This window comes from Legionella quinlivanii (assembly GCF_900461555.1).
GTDB classification, from domain to species: Bacteria; Pseudomonadota; Gammaproteobacteria; order Legionellales; family Legionellaceae; genus Legionella_C; species Legionella_C quinlivanii.
On the sequence record NZ_UGOX01000001.1, the window covers coordinates 1289589 to 1315700 of the forward strand.

Genomic DNA, 26112 nt, shown 5'->3' on the forward strand with positions numbered 1-26112 from the left:
GTAAGACATGTTCTATAAACACTCTGCCTGGATATTTAATGCATGTGCATTGATCGCCTTTATTAATGCTTTTGCTTCCAATGCCTGCAGCCTGGTTTTCAATAATTCAGGCGTATCATAGGGAAGCACGGGACATTTGAGCTGACAAATAATTGGCCCTTCATCCACTTCTTCGCTGACATAGTGGACAGTGCATCCAGAAAAGCGCTTACCTGCGGCAAGAACTGCCTTGTGTACTTCCAGATCCATTAAACCCGAAAAATCAGGTAACAGGGAAGGATGTACATTAATAATTTGGTTAGGCCATGTTCTTACAAATTTAGCCGATAAAATTCGCATGTAACCAGTTAAAACGATCAAATCAATGGAATGGGATTGCAATAGATCCGATATTTGCTCATCATAGGTTTCACGACTCATTCCAGCCGGGCTTAAAAAATAAGTTTGAATGCCATTCTCCTTCGCTTTTTGAAGAATCAGAGCATCAGGTTTATTACTAAAAACCAATCTGATTTGTGCGTTCATGCTGCCATCTCTACTGGCAGCGAGAAGAGGTGACAGATTGCTGCCCCTTGTTGAACCGAGGACTGCGAGATTTATCATTGAGCTTTCAACCTTTGCATGTGACTGATACGCTGTTCAATCAAGGCCGCAGTTCCGATATCCTTGCGATGGTAGAGTGACCCGCCTACTCGTGAAATTTCATCCTCGGCAAGAACTTCTGCCTGATAGATGGTATTTGCGATCCCTACATAGGCTGCTGTTCGGGAGCCTGTAGCCACCATTCGATTATTGAGCTGATTTACAGCGCCGAGATAAAGATTATCGAGATTGGTGACCGGACGAATATCAATTTCAAAATTATTTAAAGGCTTATCCGGATAACCTTCAGGTACCGCATATTTGCAAACAGTCGCTTTATTAGCAAAATGAATATCAGTCAGATCCAGTCGGCCTGTAACCATTGCGGCACAAAGCGTTACAAAATCACTTTCAAGGATGGATAAAACGTTTAAAGCCTCAGGATCGCCCATGCGCGCATTGAATTCAATCACGTAAACCCCTTCTGCTGTCGCAATAAAGCTCCCGTACAAAAAGCCAATGTATTTATCCTGGCATTCTAATGTTAATGCATGGTATACCGCATTATTAATAGCCAGAGCGGTTTGAACTTCATTTTTTGATAGAAAGGGCAGACTGTGATTGGCATCAGAATAGCTTCCCATTCCGCCGGTATTGGGGCCTTCGTCACCTGCAAAGGCTCGCTTATGATCTTGAACCAGCGGCATCGGGAACAAGCGGACACCGTCTGCAAAGCACATAAATGAAAATTCCTGGCCTTCCAGTTTTTCTTCAATCAGAATGGACTGTTTTTTAGCGAGAATTTCTTCACAGAAGAACAGCGCTTCTTCTTTTGAATGAAGATGCTCTCCAAAAAGCTTGACCCCCTTACCACCCATCAGCCCGTTGGCTTTGATCACATAATTATTGTTTAAGGAATCAAGAAAGGACTCTATACCTGTCATTGAGTTAAATGTTTTGTAAACGGGCAAACCCGGGATATTGTATTTTTGCATCAGGTTTCTTGCGAACTCTTTGCTGGTTTCAATACGGGCCAGACTTTTTTTAGGGCCAATGGTCGCAATGCCTATTTGCCAGAGTGCATCGGCAAGTCCCATTTCCAAAGGAGCCTCTGGTCCAATGATGCATAGATCAATGGCCCATTCATGTGCCTGATGAGCAACCTGGCCGCAATCAGTTATATCGCCTGCCAGATAGTCTTCTGTCAACTCCTTGATGCCGGCATTGACAGAAGAACCAATGCAATAAATTAAAGGTTGTTGGGGCGAGCGATGCAAGGCTCTAATAATGGCGTGCTCACGGGCACCTGAACCGATAATCAGAATTTTCACAGCAATTTTTTCCTATTTTTTGATATTTATAACAATGTTTTCTTTTCTCAGAAAAATTCCCTCTTCCAAGCTGGGAGAGCGCAACTGCCATTAAGTTAAGGAGTTATTGTAATGATATGGACCCATATCATTACGATGATTTCCTAACTCTCTCCTGCTCACTTCTTCGCCTTATCCTTAGCCCGTTGTAATTCAAGCGCTTTTATTTTTTCCGGTGTAATGGATTTGCAAAAGTATTCACCATCCATACAGGACATACAGGGTTTTTTGATGTTGTGATCACCGCGTCTGGTGACCGCCTCTATTAAATCTTCAGAGGATTGATACAGTAAAATATCCACACCGATTTCATTCGCTATTTCTTCTTCAGATTTATTGGATGCTATTAGCTCCTGTGAACTGGGAATGTCAATACCATAAAAGCAGGGATATTTAATCGGAGGGCAAGTGGACACCAGATAAATTTTCTTTGCCCCCATTTCTTTTATCATTTTTACAATTTCACGAGAAGTAGCGCCACGGACAATACTATCGTCAACTATAAGTACCGATTTATTTTGTATTTCGGTTCGCAAAGGGGTTAGCTTGTAGCGAATATTGCGTTTGCGTGCTTGTACATTGGGCATAATGAATGTGCGGCCAATAAAAGGATTTTTATAAAGTGCCTCGGTATAGCGAACGCCCATCTCACGGGCGAAAGACAATGCGGCTGTGTTCGCGGTAAAGGGAACCGGCACGACTACATCAGGAATAATATCAGGGTATTGGGCCTTCCATTGCTTACATAAATTTTGGCCCATTCTTAAACGGGCGCGGTAAACATTGATATGATTTATTGTTGCGTCGGGTCGGGAGAAATAGACATATTCAAAAACGCAGGGCCTGAATTCTGTTTCTCTTTTATTGATAACACGGCGAAACATCTGCCCCGATTGGCTGACATAAACAACCTCTCCCGGCAAAACATCGCCTTCCTCTTTAAAACCCAGCGCATAAAACGGTGTGGTCTCAGAAGCAAAGATGTAATCGGTTTTGCCGAACAAACCCTCACGAGAACCCCAGACAAGAGGCCGGATGCCATGAGGGTCTCGGAAACAAACCAGCCCCTTTCCAATGACGACGCTAACAATGGAATAAGCGCCTTTCACATAATAGGAAATAAATTCCACCGCTCTGCAAAGTACTTCAAAAAAGCGCTCATCATCTTCGTCAAAATATGAATTGGCTAACTGATCTGCCAGTGTGAGCAGAAGTACTTCCGAATCCAGTGATGAATTAAGATGGCGTTTTTGTTTAAACCGGATTTGCTCGGCTAATTCCTGGTAATTAGTGAGATTTCCATTGTGTGCCATGGCTATGCCGCGCGGGCTGCCAATCCAGAGAGGCTGGATGTCGGTATTGGTGTAACCACCCGCTGTGGGATAGCGGGTATGCCCAATGCCAATGTTTCCAAGGAGACTGCTGACATTTTTCTGATTAAAAATCTCACGAACCAGGCCTAAACCCTGGCGTGAATAGAAACGCTCGTCGCAGGTTAAAATTCCCGCCGCATCCTGGCCGCGATGCTGCAGGTGAATCAGGCTGTCAAACAACTCGTTGGCTACGGGTTCCTGGCTGATAATTCCGACAATCCCACACATAATCGACTACCTTATATAATCAGCGATATTATGCAATATGCGTTTTTCTGCTGTTTCATGATGTTTTTGGAACTCAAATGGGCGGCCAGTGATCATTTCATACAATTGGATGTATCGTAGAGACAGCTGCTCGACTAATTCCTGCGGCGCTTTTGGCAAATCATTATCTTTATAAGGATCGCAGTTTTTGGCAAACCACAGACGCAAAAATTCCTTATCAATGTTTTCCGGTTCCAGACCCTCGGCGATACGTTGCTCGTAGGTATTACCCAACCAGTAACGACTTGAATCCGGGGTATGAATTTCATCCACTACAATGACCTTGCCTGAAGAATCCAGGCCAAATTCATATTTAGTATCAACCAGTATTAATCCATGTTTGCGCGCAATTTCAACGCCTCTTGCATATAATTTCTTTGCTAAAACGCTGGCCTGATGCCAGTGTTCTTCTTTCATCCAGCCTTCGGAAATAATCTCCTCGGGAGAAATTGGTCTATCATGAATTTTTTCCTTGGTGGTCGGAGTTAGAACGGGTTCCTCCAGTATCTGATTCTTTTTAAGACCTTCTGGAAAGGATATACCGCAATAATTTCGGACTCCTTTGTTGTATTGAGTCCAGAGAGAGGTATCGGTAGTGCCAGTAATATAGCCTCGCATTACAAATTCGATTGGAAAGACCTGGCATTTTTTCGCAATGACTGCATTGGGATCCGGAATGGCGACGAGATGGTTGGGAACGATGTCTTTGGTTTGCTCAAACCACCAGGCACTGGTTAGATTGAGTACTTGACCTTTGCAGGGGATAAGAGCGAGAGGTCTGTCGAAAGCGGTCAGTCGATCGGTGGTAATCAATAAAAGATATTCACCCAAATCATAAGAATCTCTGACCTTCCCTGTGTACTTCTTACCTACTGGCAGGTTAGTCTGATCCAGAAGATAAGCTTGTTCAGCGCGTATCTCTTCCAAATAGCGGGAAGTCATAGTTGAAGTATTCGTGAGCATACCGGTTCCCTATTATGTTAGTTGATAAAATATCTTTAACAAACTGACTGACAGGCAGTGTATCGCTATGAAACTGCCAGACTACTCCATGCCTTATCCCCAGTTCTGTATCTATATCATGATGAGCATTGAGCGTTTGTTTGGCTTGCTGACCTGTCAAATCGTCTTTAGTTCGTACCAGACAGGAGAAACTATTATTTTGTTCAGTATAGGACGCAGGTTTATAAATTTGTTCTTTCCGTTCGCAAAATAAAACACCACTTGATTCGACGCGCTCGAGCTGACTGGGCGATTCGCTAAGTATTTCCCAATGATCAAAGCGTCTGACTTTGACGGGAAACCCCATTTTTTCGAGGGTTTTTTGAACAGTAAGAGCTTCATTATCTGTGATATTCAGCTGGATTAGATATTCTTTAGAGCCTGTTTGAGGCTGATAAGCTTGAATGAAAATTTCAGGAACAGGCCGCTTGCTATAGCTTGCGTCAGGTTTACAGCCTTCGCTGATATATTCACGCATTGAATGAAAAATTGCATCGCCATTTTCTGTTCTTTCGGGATGAGGCATCATTGCCATCACATTACCTGCTTCATTGGAAATAGCGGCAATATTGTACAGGGAGCCGTTGGGATTAATCGGGAAATTATCGATGATTTGTCCCTGTTCATTACAGTAGCGGAAAAGGCATAAGCCATTTTCCTGTAAATGTTGTAATAAGGATTCGGGCATGATAAACCGGCCTTCAGCATGAGCAACCGGTAGATGAATGATTGTTTTGGAATTGAGGAAACGGGTAAAGACATTGTGTTGATAATTATCGGCCAAACGCATGTTGACCCAGCTGTTATAGAACCCTGTGCCAAGAATTTTACCTTCCTGGATGCGTTTATTCTCAGTAAGAGCGACCTCCCCATAGCCAGGGATCATGCCTGATTCGACGAGAATTTGTGCGCCATTACAAATACCTAAAACTGGCTTTCCTTTTAAACTTTGTTTTTTAAGGTCATTTAAAACAGGATCAAGTGCTGCGATAATTCCTGCCCGCGAACGATCTTCGTAGGAAAAGCCGCCTATTAATACATAACCATCCAGGGTTTCCAGCTTATGCAGCGGTTCATTCCACAAAAATTCTACAGGCTCCATTTTGGCCCGTTTGATTGCGAGAGCAGTTTCCCGTTCACAGTTTGAACCAGGGAATTGAATCAGGCCGATGCGGATCATAATAGAGTGACCTCTCTGTTACCGTGAGTTATACGTCCGATCTCGTACAGGGGGAAATCAGGAAATGCCTTTAAGGTTTCGCAAATGGCTGTTTGGGCTTCAGGAGCAAAAACCAAAACCATTCCCGCACCCATGTTGAACGTGCGATAGAGCTCTTGATCATCTAAACGGCTAAGGCGTCGCAGCAGATTGAACAGGGGTAGTTGGGGAATCTTATTTTTGTTTATTTGCGCAGCACAGCCAGCCGGCAATACCCGTGGAAGATTCTCAAGCAAGCCGCCACCAGTAATATGCGCCATTCCTTTTATGGGCATATTATTAGCAAGCAGATGCAGAATGGGTTTGGTGTAGTTGATATGTGGAGTCAGCAGCTCTTCGCCAAGGCTTTGATCAAAATCCTGAAAATGAGAGTTCACATCATAGGCGGCGACATCAAAAAATAATTTCCTGGCCAGAGTATAGCCATTCGTATGAAGCCCGCTTGAGGCAAAACAGGCAACAATATCGCCTTCACTGATAGTTTGTCCTAAAATCGCTTTGTCTTTTTCTACAACGCCCGTAATAATGCCCACAAGATCAAGCTCGCCTGGGCAATAGGTTCCCGGCATTTCTGCCATCTCCCCACCGACCAGTGAAATATCATTATCACGGCAGGCACTCACCATGCCTTTGATAATATCCTCAATTATTAATGGGTTTAATTTGTCATTTGCAATATAATCGAGCAAGGTCAGCGGTTTGGCGCCTAAAACAATTATGTCGTTGGCAGTAGCGCTCACCAAATCCATACCGATAGTGTCAAATTTTTGCATCATTCTGGCGACCATCATTTTGGTTCCTACGCCATCGATGCTTTGTACCAACACAGGATGTTTATACTGTTCCAACAGAGATTTTAAATCGTACATGGAGGCGAAATTACCGATACCGGTTAAAACCTGTTTGGAAAAAGTACTTTCAACTGCATTTTTGATACGCTTAACGGCCTGATTACCTGCCTCTACATCCACACCTGCTGTTTTATAATCGATGCTTGTCATGATAAAAGCCTTTTGCGTAAACCATTAGTCCAGGCCGAACGAGCGTCTTCGACAGCCATATTGATCAGGGAATTAATTTTTAAGCAGGAAGCCTGGGTAGTTTTACCGATCACCTGAGGATTCACCTGATATTCGGCAAATAAATTAAGAAAAGCTTCAAGAGCATCAGGAGATACTTCCAGGATAAAACCACCGGTTTCTCCAAACAGTAATTTATCGGCGGCGAGGGAATCTGTTAAATTTACATCAGCACCGATGCCAAATCTAAAGCTCATTTGTGCCAGTGCGATGGCGATGCCGCCTCGGGAAATTGCTGATGCCGAGAGGATCAGGCTCTGCTGAATAGCCTGATAGACTGCAATAAATTCCTGCCCAATTTTTTCCAGATCAGGTTTGGGTAAACGATTACCCAGCTTGTGCTGTGTTTGATAGTAAACACTGCCTCCGCATTCGTCACGCCGTGCACCTACCATAATCAGAATGGAACCGGCTTGCTGGAAGAAATGTGTTAAAGCCTTGCCAGCATCAGGCATGGCACCTGCGCAACTGATAATTGGACTGGCTGGAATAGAGCTTCTGGTTGATTCGTTGTAAAGCGATACATTTCCCGAAATAATCGGCAGGCTGAACTGGGGGTAATCAATAACCGGGATTGCCTTTGAAGCATCAACAATACCTTGTATAGCGTCAATAAGTTCTGCCATTTGTTCCGGTTTTTCGGGATTGCCAAAGCATAGGCAATCGGTCAGAGCGACAGGCCAGGCACCCGTTGCAACGATGTTGCGCGCGGCTTCCACAACGGCATTGACCGCTCCCCAGTAGGCATCAATTTTACAATAGGCAGGGTTTTGAGCCACTGAAAGGGCAACGCCTGTTTTACGGATTTCAACCGGGTATTTATCTTCGTTAAACGGGGTCAAAACACCTGCGGCCGCCTCGCCACGTTCCAGCCAGGTGCGGCCCTGAACCTGTTTGTCGTAAGTTTCATAAACAGGCTCCCGGGATGCGATATTTTCATGCGTTAATAGCTGAATCAGCGCGGCATTAAAGTCAGATGGCGGGGTGATTTCAGAACTATCGAATTCGCGTTGTTTTTTTTCCCAGGGTCTTGAGTAAAGGATCCCCTGGGTGATGTCTCCGGCCTTAGCCTGAACGATTGTCTTCTCGTTATGTGTAACAATATACTGATCATCTGAACGCAGTCTTCCTATGATGGTTGCCTGAGCACCGTCGCAAATATCGGGCAAAGCGAACCGGACATTGTAATGTTGCAGAAATCGGTCAGCAAGAGAACTGGGAACTACCCACATAAATCGTTCCTGTGTTTCGGAGCACAAGATAACTGCCGGCAGTAAATCAGGTATACTCGTAGGTACTTTTTCAAGATCAATTTCAGCACCGAAACCGGCGGCATCAGCCAGCTCAACACTGGCACAGGCAATTCCGCCTGCTCCCAGATCTTTAAATCCGACATGAGAAATCAGATTATCATTTCTCAACTGTTCAAACATAGCATAATTGGCTTTCAGAATATGGCGCTGTAAAAAAGCATTAGGCTCTTGTACCGCGCCTTTATTCTCGTTTTCCTGTTCGCTGTCTAAAGTCGATGATGCAAATGCAGCGCCGCCAAAGCCACTGTTATCCGTCGGCTTTCCAACCAGGATAAACACGTAGTCTTTTGCGTCAGCAGGGGCGTATGAATGAATGATCTGATCCTCGCGCACCACACCTAAAGTCACCAGGGTCACCAGGCAATTTTCATTATAACCTTCGTCATAAGCGACATCACCTGCGAGATTCGGGATCCCTAAGGGATTGGCATAGCCGGCTATTCCCCGCACTACACCTTCCTGAATCCATTTGGTTTTCGCCCGGTCGATGGCTCCAAATCGAAGACTGTCGGCCACAGCAATGACTTCAGCGCCCATACAGCATACATCCCGTACATTACCTCCCACTCCGGTTGCAGCACCTTCATAGGGAACGAGTTGAGAGGGATGATTATGTGATTCATGACTCATCACAATGCCATAGCGTTTGCCTTGCTTATCGGCGGCGACGGAGATAATACCGGCATCTTCTTTTGGACCTAGAATGACATGGGGGCCGTCAGTGACAAATTGTTTCAGGTGTTTTCTACTGCTTTTATAAGAGCAATGTTCCGAACCCTGGATGGACCATAAGATACATTCTGCATAAGTAGGGGGGCGTTTTAAAAAGTCGTTTTGTATGGTAAGTGCTTCGTCGACAGTCAGGCGGATATTAAATTGATTCAGGAGCCGAGCGATATCATCCCTGGAGAGAAGGGAGAAGTCAAAAAAATCGGGCGTTTTCGTCACTGAGTCATCCTTCGGGCTCAAACGTATTGTATAAGATAGCAGCTTTTAAATTTAAATCAATATTTTTTGCTAACTTTGCATAATTTGATCAATTTGTTGAAAATATAATTGACTTATTCTTGATCCATTCAAATATTTCCTTGGCAACCAGAGGATGGGAGATGTAGTATCCCTGGGCCTGATCGCAACCTATTTCACATAAATAGCTGAGCGTCTCCTGGTCTTCGAGTCCTTCCGCGGTGGTTTGTAATCCCAGACTTTTACCTAAGTCCACTATGGATTTGATCACTACTTTAGATTCCAGAGAGTGCTTTGCATTAATGACAAAGGATTTATCAATTTTAATTTCCGAAAAAGGCAGGCGAACCAGTTGCAACATGGAGGAAAAGCCTGTTCCGAAATCATCGATGGATAATTCAAAACCCTGCATTCTCAGTCGTGTCAGAATTTCCAGAGACGCAACCGGATCTTCCATTGCGGCGGTTTCTGTCAGTTCCAAAATCAAACAATTAGGCTCAAGCCCAAGCTTTTTGATGTTTTCACTTAATTGCTCAAACAAAGCGGTGTTTTTCAGGGAGGAAGGCGAGATATTAACCGAAAGCTTTAAATTTTTAATTGTTTTTTCTGAAAGATATTGTTTATAAACTGGACCTGAAATGATTTCGCTAAACCAGTGCAAGGCCTGGTCCAGCACCTCATAGGTAATGCCGTCAATCAGGTGACAGGATTCAGCAAAGGGTATAAAGCGATCTGGCTGTACAATGCCAAAACGGGTGTTGACCCAGCGGCTTAATACTTCAAATCCTCTTAACTCCTGAGTTTTACAGTCAATCTTGGGCTGATATACCACATAAATCTCTTTTTGCTCCAGCGCATTGGATAGATCGCTTTTTAATAGAGGTTCCGGTTTTTTTTCAATTAAATCGAAATAGTTAGACGGAAGTTTTATAACGGAGGTGTTTAACTGAGTTAATAATTTTCTCAGATCAGTTAATGAAAAAGGTTTGGGAAGTACTGCCACTACATTAAGACCGTGCTCATAGGCGGTTCTCTGGGCAGCATCCAATACCCGACTGCCTACTCCGCTAGTAATAAGTATCTTGGATGTACAATGTTGCCTGGCCAGCTCAGTCATCACCTGAATACCGTCCATTCCAGGCATAATCAAATCAATTGCGAGAAGTTCTGGTTCCCAGGTCTGAACCTGATGCAGAAATGTCGCTGGATTAGTTGTATATTGAGCTTCGATGTCTGTAAACCGTGCAATGTTTTGAATGGTTTTACAGATCATTACATCATCATCCAGAATTAATAAACGATTACTCATCCTGGTCTTCCTTGTTATTCGCTATTCAATGTATCCCTAACTTTGTTTAACAAATCCACGCGCCGATAAGGCTTATTTAGTAAATGAACTCCTGGTGTCAGTTGCCCCTGATGGCGTATAATATCTTCAGGATAACCCGAGGTGTACAGCACTTTTAAACCGGGTCGTAATTTTTGAGCCAAGATGGCCAGTTCTGTTCCGCTTAACCCTCCTTCCATTATTATATCTGTAAAAAGTAACTCAAAATCGTCTCGTGCCTTAAGAATTTCAAGAGCACTAAGACCATTAGCTGCCACTTCGACCTCGTAGCCGGCGGCACGTAATTGTTCGGAAGCATAAAGGCGTACTTTCTCATTGTCCTCGACTAAAAGGATTTTTTCATGTCCTGTAGCTATGAATTTAGGTTTAACTTCCTCTTCTGGCATAGCGACATGCACGGCTTTGGGTAAATAAAGGCTAACAGTGGTCCCTTTTCCTGGTTCTGAATAGATATTGATGTGACCGCCTGATTGCTTGATAAACCCAAAAACCATGCTTAGTCCCAGACCAGTTCCTTTGTCCTTGGGCTTGGTCGAAAAAAAAGGCTCAAACACTTTGTCCAGATGTTCCGGAGCAATCCCGCAGCCAGTGTCAGATATCAGGATTTCAGCGTAGGGTCCAGGGATGATTTCAGTATGTGTATTCGCATAAGTTTCATCCAATTCGGAGTTTCTCGTTTCAATAATCAGTTGCCCTCCGCCTGGCATGGCATCACGAGCATTTAAACAAAGATTTAAAATCGCATTTTCAAGTTGCGATGGGTCAACCAGCGTGGGCCATAATTGGGGTTCTTTTTTAAATTTTAATACGATATTGTCGCCAATTGTCCGTTTCAGGAGACCCATCATGTTTTCCACAAGAACATTCAATTCTACCACTTTGGGTTCGAGAGCCTGGCGTCTTGCAAACGCCAGTAAGCGTTTGGTCAGCTCCGCTCCTCGCTGAGCAGCGCTGTATATCATTTCAGCCATCTCATTAAGCAGAGGGTTATCGGATAATTGCTCAGTCAGTAATTCAGCGTTACCCATTATAATCGTGAGCATATTATTGAAATCGTGTGCCACACCGCCTGTTAATTGACCCAGGGATTCAAGCCGCTGCGATTGTCGAAGTTGCTCTTCAAGCTCATAGCGTTCGGTTAAATCAGTCATGCCGCCAATCATGCGCACTGCTTTTCCACGCTCATCACGGATCACATTGCCGCGGTCGAATACTTTTGCATAAGTACCGTCTTTCCGACGGAAGCGATACTCGGCATTCCAGTGTGTTTTCCCCTCATCAATCACTTTGAAAACACCCTGAATTACCCGATTAAAATCATCTGGATGAATATAATTCATCCATGAGTTGATATTGGGAACAATTTCTTTTCGCTGATACCCGAAAAGTATCTCAAAGCCCTCATTCCACCAGATCTTGTTATTTAAAAGATTGAGATCCCAAATGGCATCATTGGTCGCATCAGATAGCAAACGAAAACGTTCTTCGCTTTCACGGAGCGATTGTTCTGCTTCTTTTCTTTCAGTGATATCTTTTGCGACCCCGGCCACCCTGTAAAGCTGCCCATTACTATCATAAATATTAAATGAGCGATCATGAATCCAGCGCATTTCACCGTCAGGTCGGATGATGCGGTATTCCTGATTATAACCCTGGCTTAAGTCATCAAGCACGGATATCATCTTGCTGCGATCTTCTTCATAAATCGCTTCCAGCCATTGTCGAGGGTTTTCACAAAGCTCCTGACAAGATCGTCCCCAAATATGTTCGTAGGCCGGACTGATGTATAGAATTTGATCATGAGCCGCATTGGTTAGCCAAAAAACTTCCTGAATATTCTCCGTTAGCTGACGAAATCGCTGTTCGGTTTCCTTGCGTACTTCTTCGAGCTTTTTCTGTTCAGTGATATCTTGAAAAGCACCCTGGACCTTAATATTTTGCCCTGATTGATCCTGAGCCGCTTCGCCCATAATTTTTATCCAAAGCGGATTATTCTGTGGACTGTGAAATGGTAATTCCAGATGAAAAGAAATGCCTTTATACATGCATTGATCGAAAGCATCATGGAGCTTTTGCTGAAACTCCTTAGGGTAAAGTGCAATTAAATTATCAAGCGTAGGATTGAACGAGCCTGTCACTTCATGGATGCGCTGGGCCTCTTCAGACCAGATAAAGCTTTGTTCCGGAAGTTTTACTGACCAGGCGCCAATACGGCTGATTTGTGAAGCCATGCGAAGAAAGGATTGATTTTCCTCAAGCTCATTAATCATTTGTTTTTTTTGGGTAATATCTTCGCAAACTGCGATGAAATTAATAGGTTGTCCAGTTTCATCGCGGGGCGCTGAAATGCTTAATCGAACCCAAATTTCCTGACGGTTTTTTGTCAGATAACGCTTTTCAAAAGTATGGCCTGTTTGCTTCGTGAGCAAGCTACGAGTCAGTTCCCAACTAATGGCTTTATCATCGGGATGAGTTATATCCATAAATGTCATTTCATAGAGCTCTTGCTCTGAATATCCAAGCATGTTGCAATAGGCCGCGTTGGCCTGTAAAAAATGACCGTTTAAATCGGTAATCGCAATTCCTGTAGCGGCATCCTGGAATGCGTGACGAAATCGTTCCTCGCTTTTTTGAAGCGCATTGGTTTTTTCATTAAGTTCGATACAAATTCTCACTAGATAACTGGCATGATCAATCAGTTCAAAATCTTCATGAGCAGGTTCATAGCAATGCTCGTAATACAGGGCAAAAGCCGCGATTACTTTATTATCGCTGTCGAGCACTGGTGTCGACCAGCAGGCTTTTAACTGATAGTTCTTGGCAATGTCGGCGTATTGATCCCAAAAAGGACTGTTGCTGATGTCGGATACAATGATTCGCTTTCTTAAAAACATTGCAGCACCGGAACAGGCCTGTTTAGGGCCGATTTTCATTCCTTCTACTGTTTGGGTATAGACAGGCGGTAGATGCGGGGCAGAACCCTGACGAATATGAACGCCGTCTTTGTCTAATAACAGGATAGCCACTTTTGCATCTTCAGTAATTTCTTCTATACCTAATGCGATTGTTTCCAATAATGCAGAAAGAGGAGTAGTGCCAAGAATCAGCTCAAAAATCCTTCTTTCAACCTGAAGCAAGGCTTCGTATCTCGATGCAAAAGCCACTGATTTTTTAGCCGGTGAATGCTGTCCAATACGTTTTGGGGATTTCTCCATTGACTCACCTTTAGTTATACCCTTTGGCTCCTTTTATAAGTGTAGCTTATCCAGTTGGGGTGAGTAGCAGGGGAGACAGAAGAGAAGCAATACATAGATGATTAATTCATCCAGAATGATAAAAGAGTACTATAATCATATTATTAGCACTAAGAGAGCAGCCATCATGCATGAACTTCTTAATTTAATTGCCGTCATTATTGTCTTTGGATTGGTCATGTGGTTGATTAATGTTTTTATTCCAATGCCTGCGGCCATTAAATCTCTTTTAAATATTCTGGTTTTAATTGTTTTGATTATATACATCCTGCAGTTCTTTGGCGTGATCAATACGATATTGCCTCCTATTCGTATTTTGAAGTAAATTGACAGTAGAGTGGATTAACTGTCAATAGCAAGGATGGAGTATGCCCAATTCAGAAAGAGCCAGTGAGAAAAGGGATTTTAATCTTAGATCGCAGAAAAGAACTGCAGCGATTTCTGTGAAATCTCAGCAGATAACTGAGAGTATTTCATATGAGACTTATTGTGCAGAGTTGTTGGCTGAAGCGATCCATGTCAGTGAAGTTTATAATGGATTAACGCAGTGCAGCGGGGCACAGTTTAAAATTGCTTTAATTGGATTTGGAGACAGGCAACAGCTTGAAAAGCAAATTAATCCGGATCTTAAAGTGGACTTGCCTGAAAAGTTTGATGTCGATATGAACGCTGGTTTTGAGTGGCTTGATCTGGCTGTTAGTTATGGCAGCAAGGAGGCAAAAAAGTATTTCCGTCTACATATCCAGGAATCCTTTTTTCGACAAGCATTCTGTGAATATCGAACACATCGTGCAGACAACCATCTTGAGCAACTCGCAGATATAAAGCCCGGTTTTTTTAATGAGAAATTAAAGCATGCTAAAGCGGCAGCTAATTTATGGCAACTAGCTAACTCAGGTAATCATCACCTTGAGGATGGTCTGAAACTCAAATAAAAGATTAGGCCCCCATTTTATACTTTCATTTTTTTGTAAATAAAGAAAGGCAAATTAGAGATAATTGCTATGATATATCGCCAGAAAAACGGATGGTAACTTAGCCTTTTTTTTCTGTTTAATGCTTTGAAGCAGGCTTTAGCGCAGTCTTTTGGAGAGGATGCATAAAAAATACCGGGCTTACCGAAAGTTTGCATGGTATCAATAAATCCGAGGCGCATAATAGTCAGCGTTTGCGTTGGTGAGGCAGATTGCTGAAGCCCCTGCAGATAAGTTTCGATAGCTGATTTGCTGGCACCATATAAACTATTTTTACTGCGTCCGCGACTGGCAGCGACTGAGCTTAGAAAGATGAGCTGGTGGTCACTTTGTTCTTTTTTAAGATACCCATGAATTAGTTCACAGCTGCTTGTAATATTGACTTTAATGATTAAATCTATATCTGATTCATTAAGATCTTGATTTTCAATAATTAAACTATGAGCTAAAAATAGCGACAGATTCTCCTGGTACAAGAACAACTGATGACACAGAGTTTTACTGTCATTGGCGAAGTCAAACACTATGGTCTGGCAAGGGATTTTATAGCGCAGCGCATAATCGGCAGCCATAATTTTAAGTTCTGCCGCATCACGTGCAATTAAAATTAAAGGATGTCCCTTACTTGCTGCTAAATGGCCGAATTCTCTTGCGATAGCCGAACTGGCCCCACTAATAACCCAGGTCGTTTTATTCATATACAAATCCCTAATCGTCGACCTAAATCAGAACAGGGGTGATTAGGCAGGGTTTTAAGCAGTTCGATGAATTGCCCGCTATTAGGGTATTGGCATCTGAACTGCTCTGATGTTAATAACAAATCTTTTGCGAGGTACACTTTGCCCTGATGCTCTGTTACCCATTCATTGAGATTCTTAATTGTTTGCCGGGCTTGTGGTTGGTTCACAAAATCAATGGCAATGGTGAAGCCTGGCTGAGTGAATGACAGTAAGCCTGTTCCAGTATGATTTAAATATTTTAAGACTGCCAGCGCAGGCAGTGCATGATGTTTGCGGCTAAGCAGCAGACATTGCTCAAGACATTCATTAATCAAATCAGATCCAACGACGGCCTGGAATTGAATTAATCCTTTTTTCCCATAGAGGCGATTCCAGTTACTGATTCTATCTAGCGGATTATTGAATATCTGTAGAGGGCTGACTTGTGCAGCAGAGCGGGTATAACGAAAATAAAGCTGATTAAACACTTTCATTCCCAGACGGTTAATCAGGCGAAAAGGGAGCGGTGGAATATTAACAGGGGCTGCTTCCTGCCTGTTTAAACCCTCATAATAGCGGGCATGGGAAAGTACGGCACGTTCGGGATTAAGAAAATCGAGCCAGGCGGCTTGATAATCACTGCTATCTGCCAGTTTCAGCATTCTTTCAACCAGTTCATCCCAATTCTGATATTTCTCATTTTCGGATTTTACAAACTGTGGGGCTTTCTTAAGTTTCAGCCCGACACGTTTGATAATTCCTGTCAGCCCCAAGCCGGCAATGGTTGCATAAAACAGGTCGGCGTTGTCCCTTCGGCTGCAGTGTATTGAATCCTGATGGCAGTGTAATTCTATCCATTCAATGTGCTGACCCAAAGCCGCTTCTTTCGGATTGTTTTTGCCATGAACATCATTGGCAATTCCGCCGGCTAAAGTGGCTCGAAGCGTACCGGGAATTACTGGTGGGATAAATCGGGTGTCAACCTTGAATAAATCGGCAAAAGTAACGCCTCCCTGACAAACTAACAGCCCGCTTGCAGGGTCAAAAGAAAGAAAATGATTAAGCCGCGTCGTATCAATAATGGACTGTTGATCATTGAGGCAGCAGTCATTGTAACTGGTTCCAGCGCCGCGTGCCAAAATCGATTCTTCTGAAGTTATGAGGAATTTTTCTATCTGTTTTTCACTATCCGGACGATAGCAGTTCGATTGGGTCTCAAGATTGTGGGCAAAGTTACCGAAAGACATTAATTTAGGCTGCATTGCTAGTTTTATCAATCGAAAATTAAAGTGTGGCATCTTTACCAGGCATTGACAATTGTATTTTGAAATCAGCGCCTTGCCAAATTGAATTTGGTGTATTAAATAGGCGAAATGAATGCAAGCAGATCATAATCAACTGCTGATGCTATAATTTTTAATCAAAAGGTATTGGATTGAGAAGCACTTCAAAAGGAAAAGTCATGGGATTGTTAAAGTTAATGGGGAAATCGGCGTTTATTGGACTTTGGATAATGATTCCAGTTTCTATTTATGCAGCTGATTTGCCGACAGTGGTTATTGGCTCTGAGAAATACGATAAACAAATGTGTATTGAGCGCTATACTCAGGACTGCCTTGATTCAGTCTGTATGACATCCTCTGATACGGATTGCAATGACAAATGCCAAGCGGCCGCGGAGGATAAGTGTCAGGATGAGGCTGACGATTAGTCAATTTTTTGACTGATAAATAATTGAATCCAGTTTAGATACACCAGTTATCACAATTAAAGTTGGCATATAAATTGCTAGGCAATGGTTTATCGTATTGAATTCGCTTGGATGCAGGATTACTCATGGTTGAGAAGGATGTATTATCGCAAGAAGAAATTGATGCCTTGTTAGGCGCTGTAGACAGCGATAATTCGGATTCTGCAGAGGACGAGATCAATGCAGAGAATGAGCACCCCACGTCGCCAACCGCTGCTAAAGCTGAGCATATTGAAGTTCTTAATTTTGCAAGCCAGGAACGTATCGTTCGTGGTGAGCTTCCGGTTCTTGATAAAATCCACGATCGGGCTGCGCGTTATTTTGCCAATGATATATATCTTTTAATGGCCAAAGAAATTCACATTAAGCAAGAGCCGATGGCGGTAGTGAAACACCGAGAATATCTAAGTGCTTTGCCTAATCCCAGTTTAATGACGATTTATCGATTCAAGCCCTTACGTGGTAAGGCGCTGATCGTATTTGACAGTACCTTTGTTTATGATTTGGTTGATTATTACTTTGGCGGCAGCTCGCAATTTTGTGCACAAACCGATAAAACTGATTTCACCGCCGCAGAATTGCGAGTGATGGATATTGTAATCGGTAAACTGGTGCGCAATATCGAGCAAGCCTGGGCACCGATTATTCACCTCGAACCCCTCCGGGTCAATGACGAAACCAATCCGCAATTAGTGCACATCGGCGAACCGGATGAATTATTACTAGTCAGCAAATTCAGCCTTGATTTTGGTAAGGAGCAGGGGACTTTTGCATTCATTTTACCTTATTCAATGGTGGAGCCTATCAAACAGCAATTGGAACTGGGAGCTGCCAGACCTGATGAAGATATTGATCCGAACTGGATTATGTCTCTTAAAGAAGAGCTAATGGAGGTGGAGTTAACCATTAGTTCAGTTATGGCGCAAACCACAAGCACTTTAGGCAAGGTAATGGAGTGGAAAGCAGGAGATTTCTTAACCCTGGAAATGAATGAAGAAGTAACAGTCGATATAGAGGGGACGCCTGCTTTTGTTGCTACTGTGGGGAAAGTGAATGATAAGCGAGCTTTAAAAATAATAAAAAAAATAAGTTACTAGAGGTGGTTATGAGTGAGAATACAGAGGTCGTCACAGCCAAGTTAACTCAGGATGCAACAGGCAATACTGAGAATGAAAAAATGGAAATGATTCTGGATATTCCAGTGACGGTCACCGTAGAAATCGGCCGAACTAAAATGTCAATCCGAAATTTATTACAGCTTAATCAAGGGGGCATTGTCGCTCTGGATCGCATGGCAGGAGAGCCCCTTGATGTGCTGGTCAATGGGACTCTGGTTGCCCATGGCGAAGTCGTTGTGGTGAACGACAAATTCGGGGTCCGTCTGACGGATATAGTAAGCAAGGCAGAGAGAATCAAGCGGTTAAGATGAAGCTAGCAAACAAGGGATTGTATCTGTATTTATTGTTAATCAATACAGTTTATGCAGCGGGTTCTGAAGGCTCAAGTCTAAACGGCGGCGATTTATTCAGAATTCTGATGGGTTTATTATTTGTTATTATCTTTATTCTGGGTTTGTTCTGGCTCATGAAGCAGACAAGTCGGTTAGGAAACGGCAAACACATCAATCTGGAAGTGATTTACTCCGCTAACCTGGGTCCCAGAGAGAGAGTTTTATTGGTACGCGCTGGTACACGCTATCTGCTTTTAGGGGTCACCAGCCATAACATCACGACATTATGCGACTTTGGTGAAGAGCTTCCTCCGGGTTTTGAGAGGCAGGCCGAGACGCGGTTCACTGAATTTTTCAAACAAGCTTTAAGGACGAAGTCTCAATGAAACAACGCAGTGGGTTGTATGTCCTGATTTTATTGTTATTCCCCTCACTTGTTCTGGCGGCGAATTTATCGCTTCCAGCCGTAACAGTGAGTCCATCAGCAAACGGTGAAACCTACAGCGTCAATTTGCAGATTATACTGCTAATGACCTTATTGAGCGTAATTCCCGGATTGTTAATGGCGATGACTTCATTTACCCGAATCATCATCGTTCTCTCAATGCTGCGCCAGGCAATCGGGCTTGGGCAAACACCGACAAACCAAATATTGATAGGAATCTCTCTTTTCCTCACTTTTTTTGTTATGTGGCCTGTTTTTAACCAAATAAACCAAAATGCAATTCAACCTTATATCAATGAACAGATTGACTTTCCTCAGGCTCTGAATCTGGGAGAGCAGCCCTTAAAACAGTTTATGCTTCGACAAACCCGGAAAAACGACTTAGCCCTATTTGAAAAATTTGGCAATAGCCAGATTGCGAATGTAGCTGATATTCCCATGCAAGTTGTTATTCCTGCTTTCATAACCAGTGAATTAAAAACGGCGTTTCAAATCGGATTTATTCTATTTCTCCCTTTTTTGATTATCGACATGGTGGTGGCTTCAGTGCTAATGGCAATGGGTATGATGATGCTATCCCCTTTAATTATTTCATTGCCTTTCAAAATAATGCTGTTTGTAATGGTCGATGGCTGGACCCTGGTGCTGGGATCATTGGCCTCGAGTTTTGCGGTGAGTTAGGAGAAATCATGACAGCAGATTCCGTTTTATCCTTATTCAGTGAAGCGGTGTATTTAATGATTATATTATTGCTGGTTTTAATAGTTCCCGGGTTGGTTGTGGGTCTGATTGTTGCCATGTTTCAAGCCGCCACGCAAATCAATGAAGCCAGTTTAAGCTTCATCCCCAAACTGCTGGTTACTTTTCTGGTGATGGTTATCGCCGGACCATGGCTTTTAAAAACCATGTTGAATTATACCGAGAGTTTATTCGGTAATATCCCTTATTTACTGGACTAATATGGCCATTTCTCATCAGACCATTATCCTGTATTTAAGTCAGATAATTTGGCCTCTGGCTCGCATATCCGGACTATTCCTGTCAATGCCTTTGATTTCGTCTGTATTGTTACCCCGAAGCATTCGGATTATTTTTGCATTTGCTCTGGCGTTCATCGCAATGCCTTTTATTCCAGAATCCATGTCTTTTTTATACTTCAAACTGGAGCATATATTTTTTCTGATGAATGAGATATTGCTAGGCTTGCTTATGGGGTTCGCGCTGCAATTGGTTTTTCAGGTTTTTATTGTGGGCGGCCAGATTATTGCCATGCAGGCTGGACTGGGTTTTGCGGTAATGGTTGACCCGGCAAGTAAAGCCAGTGTGCCTTTGGTGAGTCAGCTATATCTTATGATGGTTAGTCTTTTATTTCTCACTTTAAATGGTCATCTGGCGCTTTTCGATTTATTTCTTGAGAGTTTTAAAATAAAGCCAGTAGGTCAATTTGATGTAGGAGTGACTGAATTAGCTTCGATACTGGGATTTTCTGCCTGGATGTTGAAAGAGTCCGTTCTGGTTTCTCTGCCGGCAATTCTTTCATTATTACTGGTCAGTCTTGCTTTTGGTGTGATGAGCCGAGTAGCTCCGCAGCTTAATTTGTTTTCAATCGGCTTCCCTCTCACTTTGCTGATGGGATTTATAGTGATTCGCTTTAGCTTACCCGGCCTGTTTGACCAAATGAGCGATAGCATTGAACAGGGCATTTTACTCATAAAAGGGATGTTACACTGATGGCCGAAGAAGAACAGTCTCAGGAAAAGACAGAACAGCCTTCGCCCAAGCGCATCAAAGAGGCGAGAGAAAAAGGGCAGGTGCTGCGCTCAAAAGATTTTAACGCAACACTGATTCTCATTTTTTCAAGCTTAAGCTTCCTGATTTTAGGACAATATCTGGCTGAACAGGCCAAAAAGCTGATGCAGCAATCACTGCATTTTAATTTGGAATTATTCCGGACGGATGCCAACCTGTTCTATAAAATGCGCGAAGTGATGAGTCTGGGATTTAATCTTGTCTGGCCATTGCTGTTGTTAATTTTATTATTATCAATTATTGCGCCCTTACTAATTGGCGGCTGGGTATGTTCCTTTGAGGCAGTGCGGCCTCAGTTTTCACGCATGAATCCCATGAAAGGATTAAAGCGAATGGTTTCCTTGAAGGCTGTGGTCGAGATGGCTAAAGCCTTTATCAAATTTGTGTTAGTCGCTTTGGCAGCGCTGCTTATATTGCATTGGCAAGTGCCTTCATTAATGGCATTGGCTAATTTTTCACTGGAAAGCGCTATTGGCGAGGGCCTGCGAATTATTTCCTTTTCTTTTCTGATGATTAGCTCCTGTTTGGTTCTCATTGCGGCATTGGATGTGCCTTTTCAATGGTATGAGTTTCAAAAGCAGTTAAAAATGACGCGTCAGGAACTGAAGGATGAATACAAGGAAACGGAAGGAAAGCCTGAAGTTAAAAGTCAGATCCGAAGAATGCAGCAGGAAATTTCGCGCCGGCGAATGATGGCAGAGGTGCCCAAAGCCGATGTGGTGTTGACTAATCCAACGCACTTCGCAGTCGCCCTGCAGTATAAACAAAAAGGAAATCGTGCGCCGGTGGTCGTGGCTAAAGGAAAAGATCTGATTGCTTTCCAGATCAATAAAATTGCATTGGCGCACAAGGTGCCAATTCTGTCTTTACCCCCATTGACCCGGGCTATTTATTTTTCAACTGGCCTGAATAAAGAAATTCCAAGAGGCTTGTATGTGGCGGTGGCGCAAGTGCTGGCCTACATTTTTCAATTAAAAAATCGTCAATATTATGAGCGGCAACCCGCTTCACTTAACGATTTGCCTATTCCTGAAGATCTTAGACGCAGCGAGGAGGGAACCTGATGAATTCCTGGTTACAAACGATTAAATTATGGTTCAATCAGGGGCTCGGTACTCCGCTGATGATGATTATCATGCTCAGTATGATGATTCTGCCTTTGCCTGCTTTCCTGCTGGATATTTTCTTCACTTTCAATATCGCCTTGTCACTGATTGTACTGCTGGCCGTTATTTACAGTGAACGCCCGCTTGATCTGGCGGTTTTCCCCACGGTCATTCTGATAGCGACCCTATTACGTCTTGCATTAAATGTCGCTTCAACAAGAATCGTTTTGCTGAACGGCCAGAATGGCACTGATGCCGCGGGACAGGTGATTCAATCCTTCGGTGAGGTCGTTATTGGCGGCAATTATGCAGTGGGCCTGGTGGTTTTTATTATCCTGGTGGTGATTAACTTTGTGGTAGTCACCAAGGGAGCTGGACGTGTTTCGGAAGTCAGCGCCCGATTTACCCTGGATTCTTTGCCAGGAAAGCAAATGGCCATTGACGCTGATTTAAACGCAGGGCTTATTAATCAGGAACAAGCCATTAAACGACGCGCGGAAGTAGCCCAGGAAGCAGATTTTTATGGATCAATGGATGGTGCCAGCAAGTTTGTGCGAGGCGATGCGATTGCGGGCATTTTAATTTTGCTGATTAATATGATTGGCGGTTTAATCATAGGCGTTTTGCAGCATGGGATGTCGTTCGATGTTGCCTTGCACAATTATATTCTATTGACTATTGGTGACGGTCTGGTTGCTCAGGTCCCTTCACTGGTTCTATCTACAGCGGCTGCTATTATTGTCACCCGCGTTTCCAGTGCGCAAAATATGAGTCAGGCATTGGTAAAACAAGTATTCGGACATCCGAAGGCACTGATAATTGCAGCCAGTATTATCGGTTTGATTGGTGTGGTTCCCGGCATGCCTCACATTGCTTTTCTTTTATTGGCAGCAGGTATTGGCACTATGGCTTATCTTATGATTCGAAGCAATCAGGACAAAGCCAGAAAAGAAAAAATCACTGAGTCAAACGAGCCTTTAAAGGATAATTTACTAGTCTCTGAATTAAGCTGGGATGATGTCAACCCGGTTGATGTCATTGGACTGGAAGTAGGTTACCGCCTTATTCCACTCGTTGATAGCTCACAAGGCGGGGTTTTATTATCAAGAATAAAAGGCGTCAGAAAAAAGATTTCCCAGGAGTTAGGCTTTTTAATTCCAACTGTTCATATTCGGGATAATCTGGATCTTAAGCCCAATCATTATCGAATCAGTCTGGCGGGTGTCATTATGGGGGAAGCGCCTGTTTTTAATGAGCGTCTGCTGGCTATAAATCCAGGACAGGTATTTGGTGAGTTGGATGGGCAGGCAACCAGAGATCCTGCTTTTGGGCTAAACGCAGTCTGGATTAATGAAGGCCAAAAAGAGTTGGCACATACGTATGGCTATACAGTAGTTGATGCCTCCACTGTAGTCGCTACCCACTTAAGCCAGATTCTTGAGCAGAATAGTCAACAGCTATTAGGCTATGAAGAAACTCAGCAGCTGCTTGATAAGCTGGCATTGTCTTCGCCTAAGCTGGTCAAAGAGCTGGTTCCTGACAATTTAACACTGGGTGCTGTTAATAAAGTATTGCAAGGCTTACTGACTGAACATATCCCCTTAACCGATATTCGCACTATCGTGGAAACCCTTGCTGAAGCATCCGGCAAGTCCAAGGACATTGATTATCTGATTGCTCAGGTTCGCGTCGCTTTATCGCGTTTGATCACACAAAAGATGAGTGGGTTAAACGAGGAGTTGCAAATAATCACCCTTAAACCCGAGCTGGAACAGTTATTGCAGCATTCATTGCAAAACAGTAACGGGCAAAATATGAGTTTTGAACCGGGAATGGCAGATAAAATTCAGCAGGCCTTACTGCGGTTTGCAGAGCAGCAACAAGCACGCCAACAATTGGCTGTTTTGGTGGTTCAGCCTGGAATACGATCCATCCTGGCACGTTTTGTGCGTAACATTTCAAATAATCTGCATGTGATGTCCTATCAGGAAATACCTGACAACAAGCAGATAAGAATAGTGGGCACAGTGGGATAACAAGGGATTTTTATGAAAATAAAACGTTTCACCGCATCAGATACTCGAACAGCCATGCAGCAAATCAAATCCGTTTTTGGGCCGGATGCTGTTATTTTATCCAGTTCAAAAGTAGATAACGGCGTGGAGATTGTGGCTGCTATCGATTTCGATGAAACCATATTAAGCCCTGAAGCGGCAGTGTCAACTCTTGGCAGAGAGATCGCTTCCAATACCACGGTATCCTCTCCACTGGATGAAATGAAGCAGGAAATTCAGACACTCAGAGGAATGCTTGAAGCTCAATTGCGCGGCAATATTGGCCGGCAGGAACCGCTTCATACCATTTTGATGCAAAAATTGCTTTATCTTGGTGTCAGCCAATTGACAGCCTCATCCCTGATTACGCCTATCAACCCGGGACTTAACCAGCAAAATGCCTGGCAGCAAGTATTAAGCCGTTTATCCGAAGCACTGCCTATTTGTGACAGTCGACGAATTGAAGAGGGGGGAATCTATGCTTTCGTAGGACCCACTGGTGTAGGTAAAACAACTACTCTGGCAAAGATTGCCGCTCGATTTGTATTACGCTTCGGAGCAGACAAGTTGGGTTTGATCACAATGGATACCTATCGAATTGCTGCTCAGGAGCAGTTAATTGTGTATGGAAAAATATTGGGTGTGCCGGTTTGCGTGGCACAGGACGAACTCTCACTTTCCAGAGTCATCAGTCAGCTAAATGATAAAAAGCTGATTCTGATTGATACGGCGGGAATGAATCCTGCGGACGAGAGGGTCAGTCTGCAGATGGATATCTTAAGCTCCCATCTCCATTCGATTTCAACGGTACTGGTTTTACCTGCAACCAGCCATTATCAGGTTATTATTGAGGCGATTAAACGCTATCAGGTGAGCAGAGTAGAGCAGTGTGTGGTGACGAAACTGGATGAATGTCTGGCATTGGGAGGGGTATTAAGCGCTATTGCCGAAACAGGAATAGGGGTCAGTTACGTAACGAATGGACAACGGGTTCCTGAAGATATCAAACTGGCGACGCGCTATCAGCTAATTGAACAATTTGCTCAGCAGGAATTACGCATGAACGAGTATGATACGGCTGCGCAAACAATTCAGAATGCTGCAAGGAGGTTTTATGTCGAAGATTGAAAAACCTTTAGATGACCAGGCAGCGGGATTACGAAACATCACTCGCTCCAAACCGGTTAAAGTCATCGCGGTGTCAGCGGGGAAAGGAGGTGTCGGCAAAAGTAATATCTCTGTAAATCTGGCGGTTGCACTCGCGCAAACGGATAAGAAAGTACTGTTATTGGATGCCGACTTAGGTCTGGCTAATATTGATATTATGCTGGGTTTGCATACAAAATTTAACTTGTCTCACGTGATTCAGGGGATCTGCCATCTGGCAGATATCATGTTGACCGGACCCTATGATATCCGGATTGTTCCCGCCGCTTCCGGAACTGATTACATGACTCAGCTTAGTCCGAGTGAGCATGCCGGCATTATTGATGCCTTCAATGAGTTAACCGATGATTTCGATTACATGATTATCGATACTGCTGCAGGGATTTCTGACACGGTATTGAGTTTTGTCCGTTCTTCACAAGAGGTGGTGGTAGTCGTTTGCGATGAACCCACATCATTAACCGATGCCTATGCTTTAATTAAGGTGATGAGCAAACGCTATGAGTGGAGCCACTTTCATATCCTGGCCAATATGGTCAGAAGCATGCGGGAAGGACGCGAATTGTTTAACAAGCTTTATCGAGTGTCGGAGCAGTTTCTCGATGTGAGTCTGGATTATTTGGGAGCCATTCCTTTCGACGAAAGAGTGCATGACGCGGTGAAAAAACAAAAAGCGGTATTGGCCGCATTTCCCGATTCAAATGCCGCCAAGGCATTCAGAAATCTGGCTAAAAATGTTGAAAAATGGCCGTTTAAACCCGTGCTGGGCGGCAATACCAGTTTTTTTCTGGAGCGGTTGGTAGCCAGTGAACATTAAAATTGGCTTATCCTAAAAGGAATTTTTTCAATAAGAAAAAATAAGGAG

General features: G+C 43.4%; 24 protein-coding genes. 13 read left to right on the forward strand and 11 right to left on the reverse strand.

Features of this window, described 5'->3' with window-relative positions; genetic code table 11:
- Positions 1–12 precede the first annotated feature (12 nt).
- The 9 genes from purN to DYH61_RS05525 form a co-directional block, all read right to left on the reverse strand.
- Positions 13–603 carry a phosphoribosylglycinamide formyltransferase gene (purN, locus tag DYH61_RS05485; protein ID WP_058508690.1) on the reverse strand — a complete coding sequence of 197 codons (591 nt, stop codon included), beginning with the start codon at positions 601–603 and terminating at the stop codon, positions 13–15.
- The gene (gene purD, locus DYH61_RS05490) at positions 600–1913 is read right to left on the reverse strand and encodes a phosphoribosylamine--glycine ligase (RefSeq protein ID WP_058508691.1); all 1314 of its coding nucleotides are present in this window, start codon (positions 1911–1913) and stop codon (positions 600–602) included. Before purD ends, purN begins: the two co-directional genes overlap by 4 nt.
- A 158-nt stretch (positions 1914–2071) precedes the next feature.
- Positions 2072–3553: an amidophosphoribosyltransferase gene (purF, locus tag DYH61_RS05495; protein WP_058508692.1), complete on the reverse strand. Its 1482-nt coding sequence runs from the start codon at positions 3551–3553 to the stop codon at positions 2072–2074.
- 6 nt (positions 3554–3559) lie between these two features.
- Complete coding sequence (locus DYH61_RS05500) at positions 3560–4555, reverse strand: phosphoribosylaminoimidazolesuccinocarboxamide synthase (protein ID WP_058508693.1); 996 nt, start codon at positions 4553–4555, stop codon at positions 3560–3562.
- Positions 4500–5774: a phosphoribosylformylglycinamidine synthase I gene (gene purQ / locus DYH61_RS05505; RefSeq protein WP_058508694.1), complete on the reverse strand. Its 1275-nt coding sequence runs from the start codon at positions 5772–5774 to the stop codon at positions 4500–4502. Before purQ ends, DYH61_RS05500 begins: the two co-directional genes overlap by 56 nt.
- Positions 5771–6814 carry a phosphoribosylformylglycinamidine cyclo-ligase gene (gene purM, locus DYH61_RS05510; RefSeq protein WP_058508695.1) on the reverse strand — a complete coding sequence of 348 codons (1044 nt, stop codon included), beginning with the start codon at positions 6812–6814 and terminating at the stop codon, positions 5771–5773. Before purM ends, purQ begins: the two co-directional genes overlap by 4 nt.
- The gene (gene purL, locus DYH61_RS05515; RefSeq protein WP_058508696.1) at positions 6811–9153 is read right to left on the reverse strand and encodes a phosphoribosylformylglycinamidine synthase subunit PurL; all 2343 of its coding nucleotides are present in this window, start codon (positions 9151–9153) and stop codon (positions 6811–6813) included. The genes purM and purL overlap by 4 nt, the downstream gene beginning before the upstream one ends.
- Positions 9154–9241: 88 nt before the next feature.
- Positions 9242–10480 carry an EAL domain-containing response regulator gene (locus DYH61_RS05520; protein ID WP_058508697.1) on the reverse strand — a complete coding sequence of 413 codons (1239 nt, stop codon included), beginning with the start codon at positions 10478–10480 and terminating at the stop codon, positions 9242–9244.
- Positions 10481–10494: 14 nt separating this feature from the next.
- On the reverse strand, positions 10495–13734 hold the full coding sequence (locus DYH61_RS05525) for a PAS domain-containing protein (RefSeq protein ID WP_058508698.1): 3240 nt from the start codon (positions 13732–13734) through the stop codon (positions 10495–10497).
- Positions 13735–13900: 166 nt separating this feature from the next.
- Between DYH61_RS05525 and DYH61_RS05530 the strand changes: the two genes are divergently transcribed.
- Both DYH61_RS05530 and DYH61_RS05535 read left to right on the forward strand, forming a co-directional pair.
- The gene (locus DYH61_RS05530) at positions 13901–14098 is read left to right on the forward strand and encodes a Thivi_2564 family membrane protein (RefSeq protein WP_058508722.1); all 198 of its coding nucleotides are present in this window, start codon (positions 13901–13903) and stop codon (positions 14096–14098) included.
- A gap of 43 nt (positions 14099–14141) precedes the next feature.
- Positions 14142–14708, forward strand: coding sequence for a hypothetical protein (locus DYH61_RS05535; RefSeq protein ID WP_058508699.1), 567 nt, complete (start codon positions 14142–14144; stop codon positions 14706–14708).
- 17 nt (positions 14709–14725) lie between these two features.
- Here DYH61_RS05535 and DYH61_RS05540 read toward each other — a convergent pair whose 3' ends face one another.
- Both DYH61_RS05540 and DYH61_RS05545 read right to left on the reverse strand, forming a co-directional pair.
- Positions 14726–15445, reverse strand: a complete 720-nt coding sequence (locus tag DYH61_RS05540; RefSeq protein ID WP_058508700.1) for an SDR family NAD(P)-dependent oxidoreductase — start codon at positions 15443–15445, stop codon at positions 14726–14728.
- Positions 15442–16713: an FAD-binding oxidoreductase gene (locus DYH61_RS05545; RefSeq protein WP_234999859.1), complete on the reverse strand. Its 1272-nt coding sequence runs from the start codon at positions 16711–16713 to the stop codon at positions 15442–15444. Before DYH61_RS05545 ends, DYH61_RS05540 begins: the two co-directional genes overlap by 4 nt.
- A 215-nt stretch (positions 16714–16928) precedes the next feature.
- Between DYH61_RS05545 and DYH61_RS05550 the strand changes: the two genes are divergently transcribed.
- The 11 genes from DYH61_RS05550 to DYH61_RS05600 all read left to right on the forward strand — a co-directional run bounded on the left by DYH61_RS05550 (position 16929) and on the right by DYH61_RS05600 (position 26064).
- Positions 16929–17177, forward strand: a complete 249-nt coding sequence (locus DYH61_RS05550; RefSeq protein ID WP_058508702.1) for a hypothetical protein — start codon at positions 16929–16931, stop codon at positions 17175–17177.
- Positions 17178–17302: 125 nt separating this feature from the next.
- A complete protein-coding gene (fliM, locus tag DYH61_RS05555; RefSeq protein WP_058508703.1) occupies positions 17303–18313 on the forward strand; it encodes a flagellar motor switch protein FliM in 1011 nt (336 codons plus the stop codon).
- An 8-nt stretch (positions 18314–18321) separates the two neighbouring features.
- Positions 18322–18645, forward strand: a complete 324-nt coding sequence (gene fliN / locus DYH61_RS05560; RefSeq protein WP_058508704.1) for a flagellar motor switch protein FliN — start codon at positions 18322–18324, stop codon at positions 18643–18645.
- Complete coding sequence (fliO, locus tag DYH61_RS05565; protein WP_058508705.1) at positions 18642–19052, forward strand: flagellar biosynthetic protein FliO; 411 nt, start codon at positions 18642–18644, stop codon at positions 19050–19052. Before fliN ends, fliO begins: the two co-directional genes overlap by 4 nt.
- Positions 19049–19792, forward strand: coding sequence for a flagellar type III secretion system pore protein FliP (gene fliP / locus DYH61_RS05570; RefSeq protein ID WP_058508706.1), 744 nt, complete (start codon positions 19049–19051; stop codon positions 19790–19792). The genes fliO and fliP overlap by 4 nt, the downstream gene beginning before the upstream one ends.
- Before the next feature lie 8 nt (positions 19793–19800).
- Positions 19801–20070: a flagellar biosynthesis protein FliQ gene (gene fliQ / locus DYH61_RS05575; RefSeq protein WP_058508707.1), complete on the forward strand. Its 270-nt coding sequence runs from the start codon at positions 19801–19803 to the stop codon at positions 20068–20070.
- Between the two features lies 1 nt (position 20071).
- Positions 20072–20842 carry a flagellar biosynthetic protein FliR gene (gene fliR, locus DYH61_RS05580; protein WP_058508708.1) on the forward strand — a complete coding sequence of 257 codons (771 nt, stop codon included), beginning with the start codon at positions 20072–20074 and terminating at the stop codon, positions 20840–20842.
- Positions 20842–21984, forward strand: coding sequence for a flagellar biosynthesis protein FlhB (gene flhB / locus DYH61_RS05585; protein ID WP_058508709.1), 1143 nt, complete (start codon positions 20842–20844; stop codon positions 21982–21984). Before fliR ends, flhB begins: the two co-directional genes overlap by 1 nt.
- A complete protein-coding gene (gene flhA / locus DYH61_RS05590; RefSeq protein ID WP_058508710.1) occupies positions 21984–24062 on the forward strand; it encodes a flagellar biosynthesis protein FlhA in 2079 nt (692 codons plus the stop codon). The genes flhB and flhA overlap by 1 nt, the downstream gene beginning before the upstream one ends.
- Positions 24063–24074: 12 nt before the next feature.
- Entirely contained in the window at positions 24075–25208 is a 1134-nt protein-coding gene (flhF, locus tag DYH61_RS05595; protein ID WP_058508711.1) for a flagellar biosynthesis GTPase FlhF, read from the forward strand.
- Entirely contained in the window at positions 25195–26064 is an 870-nt protein-coding gene (locus DYH61_RS05600) for a MinD/ParA family protein (RefSeq protein WP_058508712.1), read from the forward strand. Before flhF ends, DYH61_RS05600 begins: the two co-directional genes overlap by 14 nt.
- Positions 26065–26112: the final 48 nt, after the last annotated feature.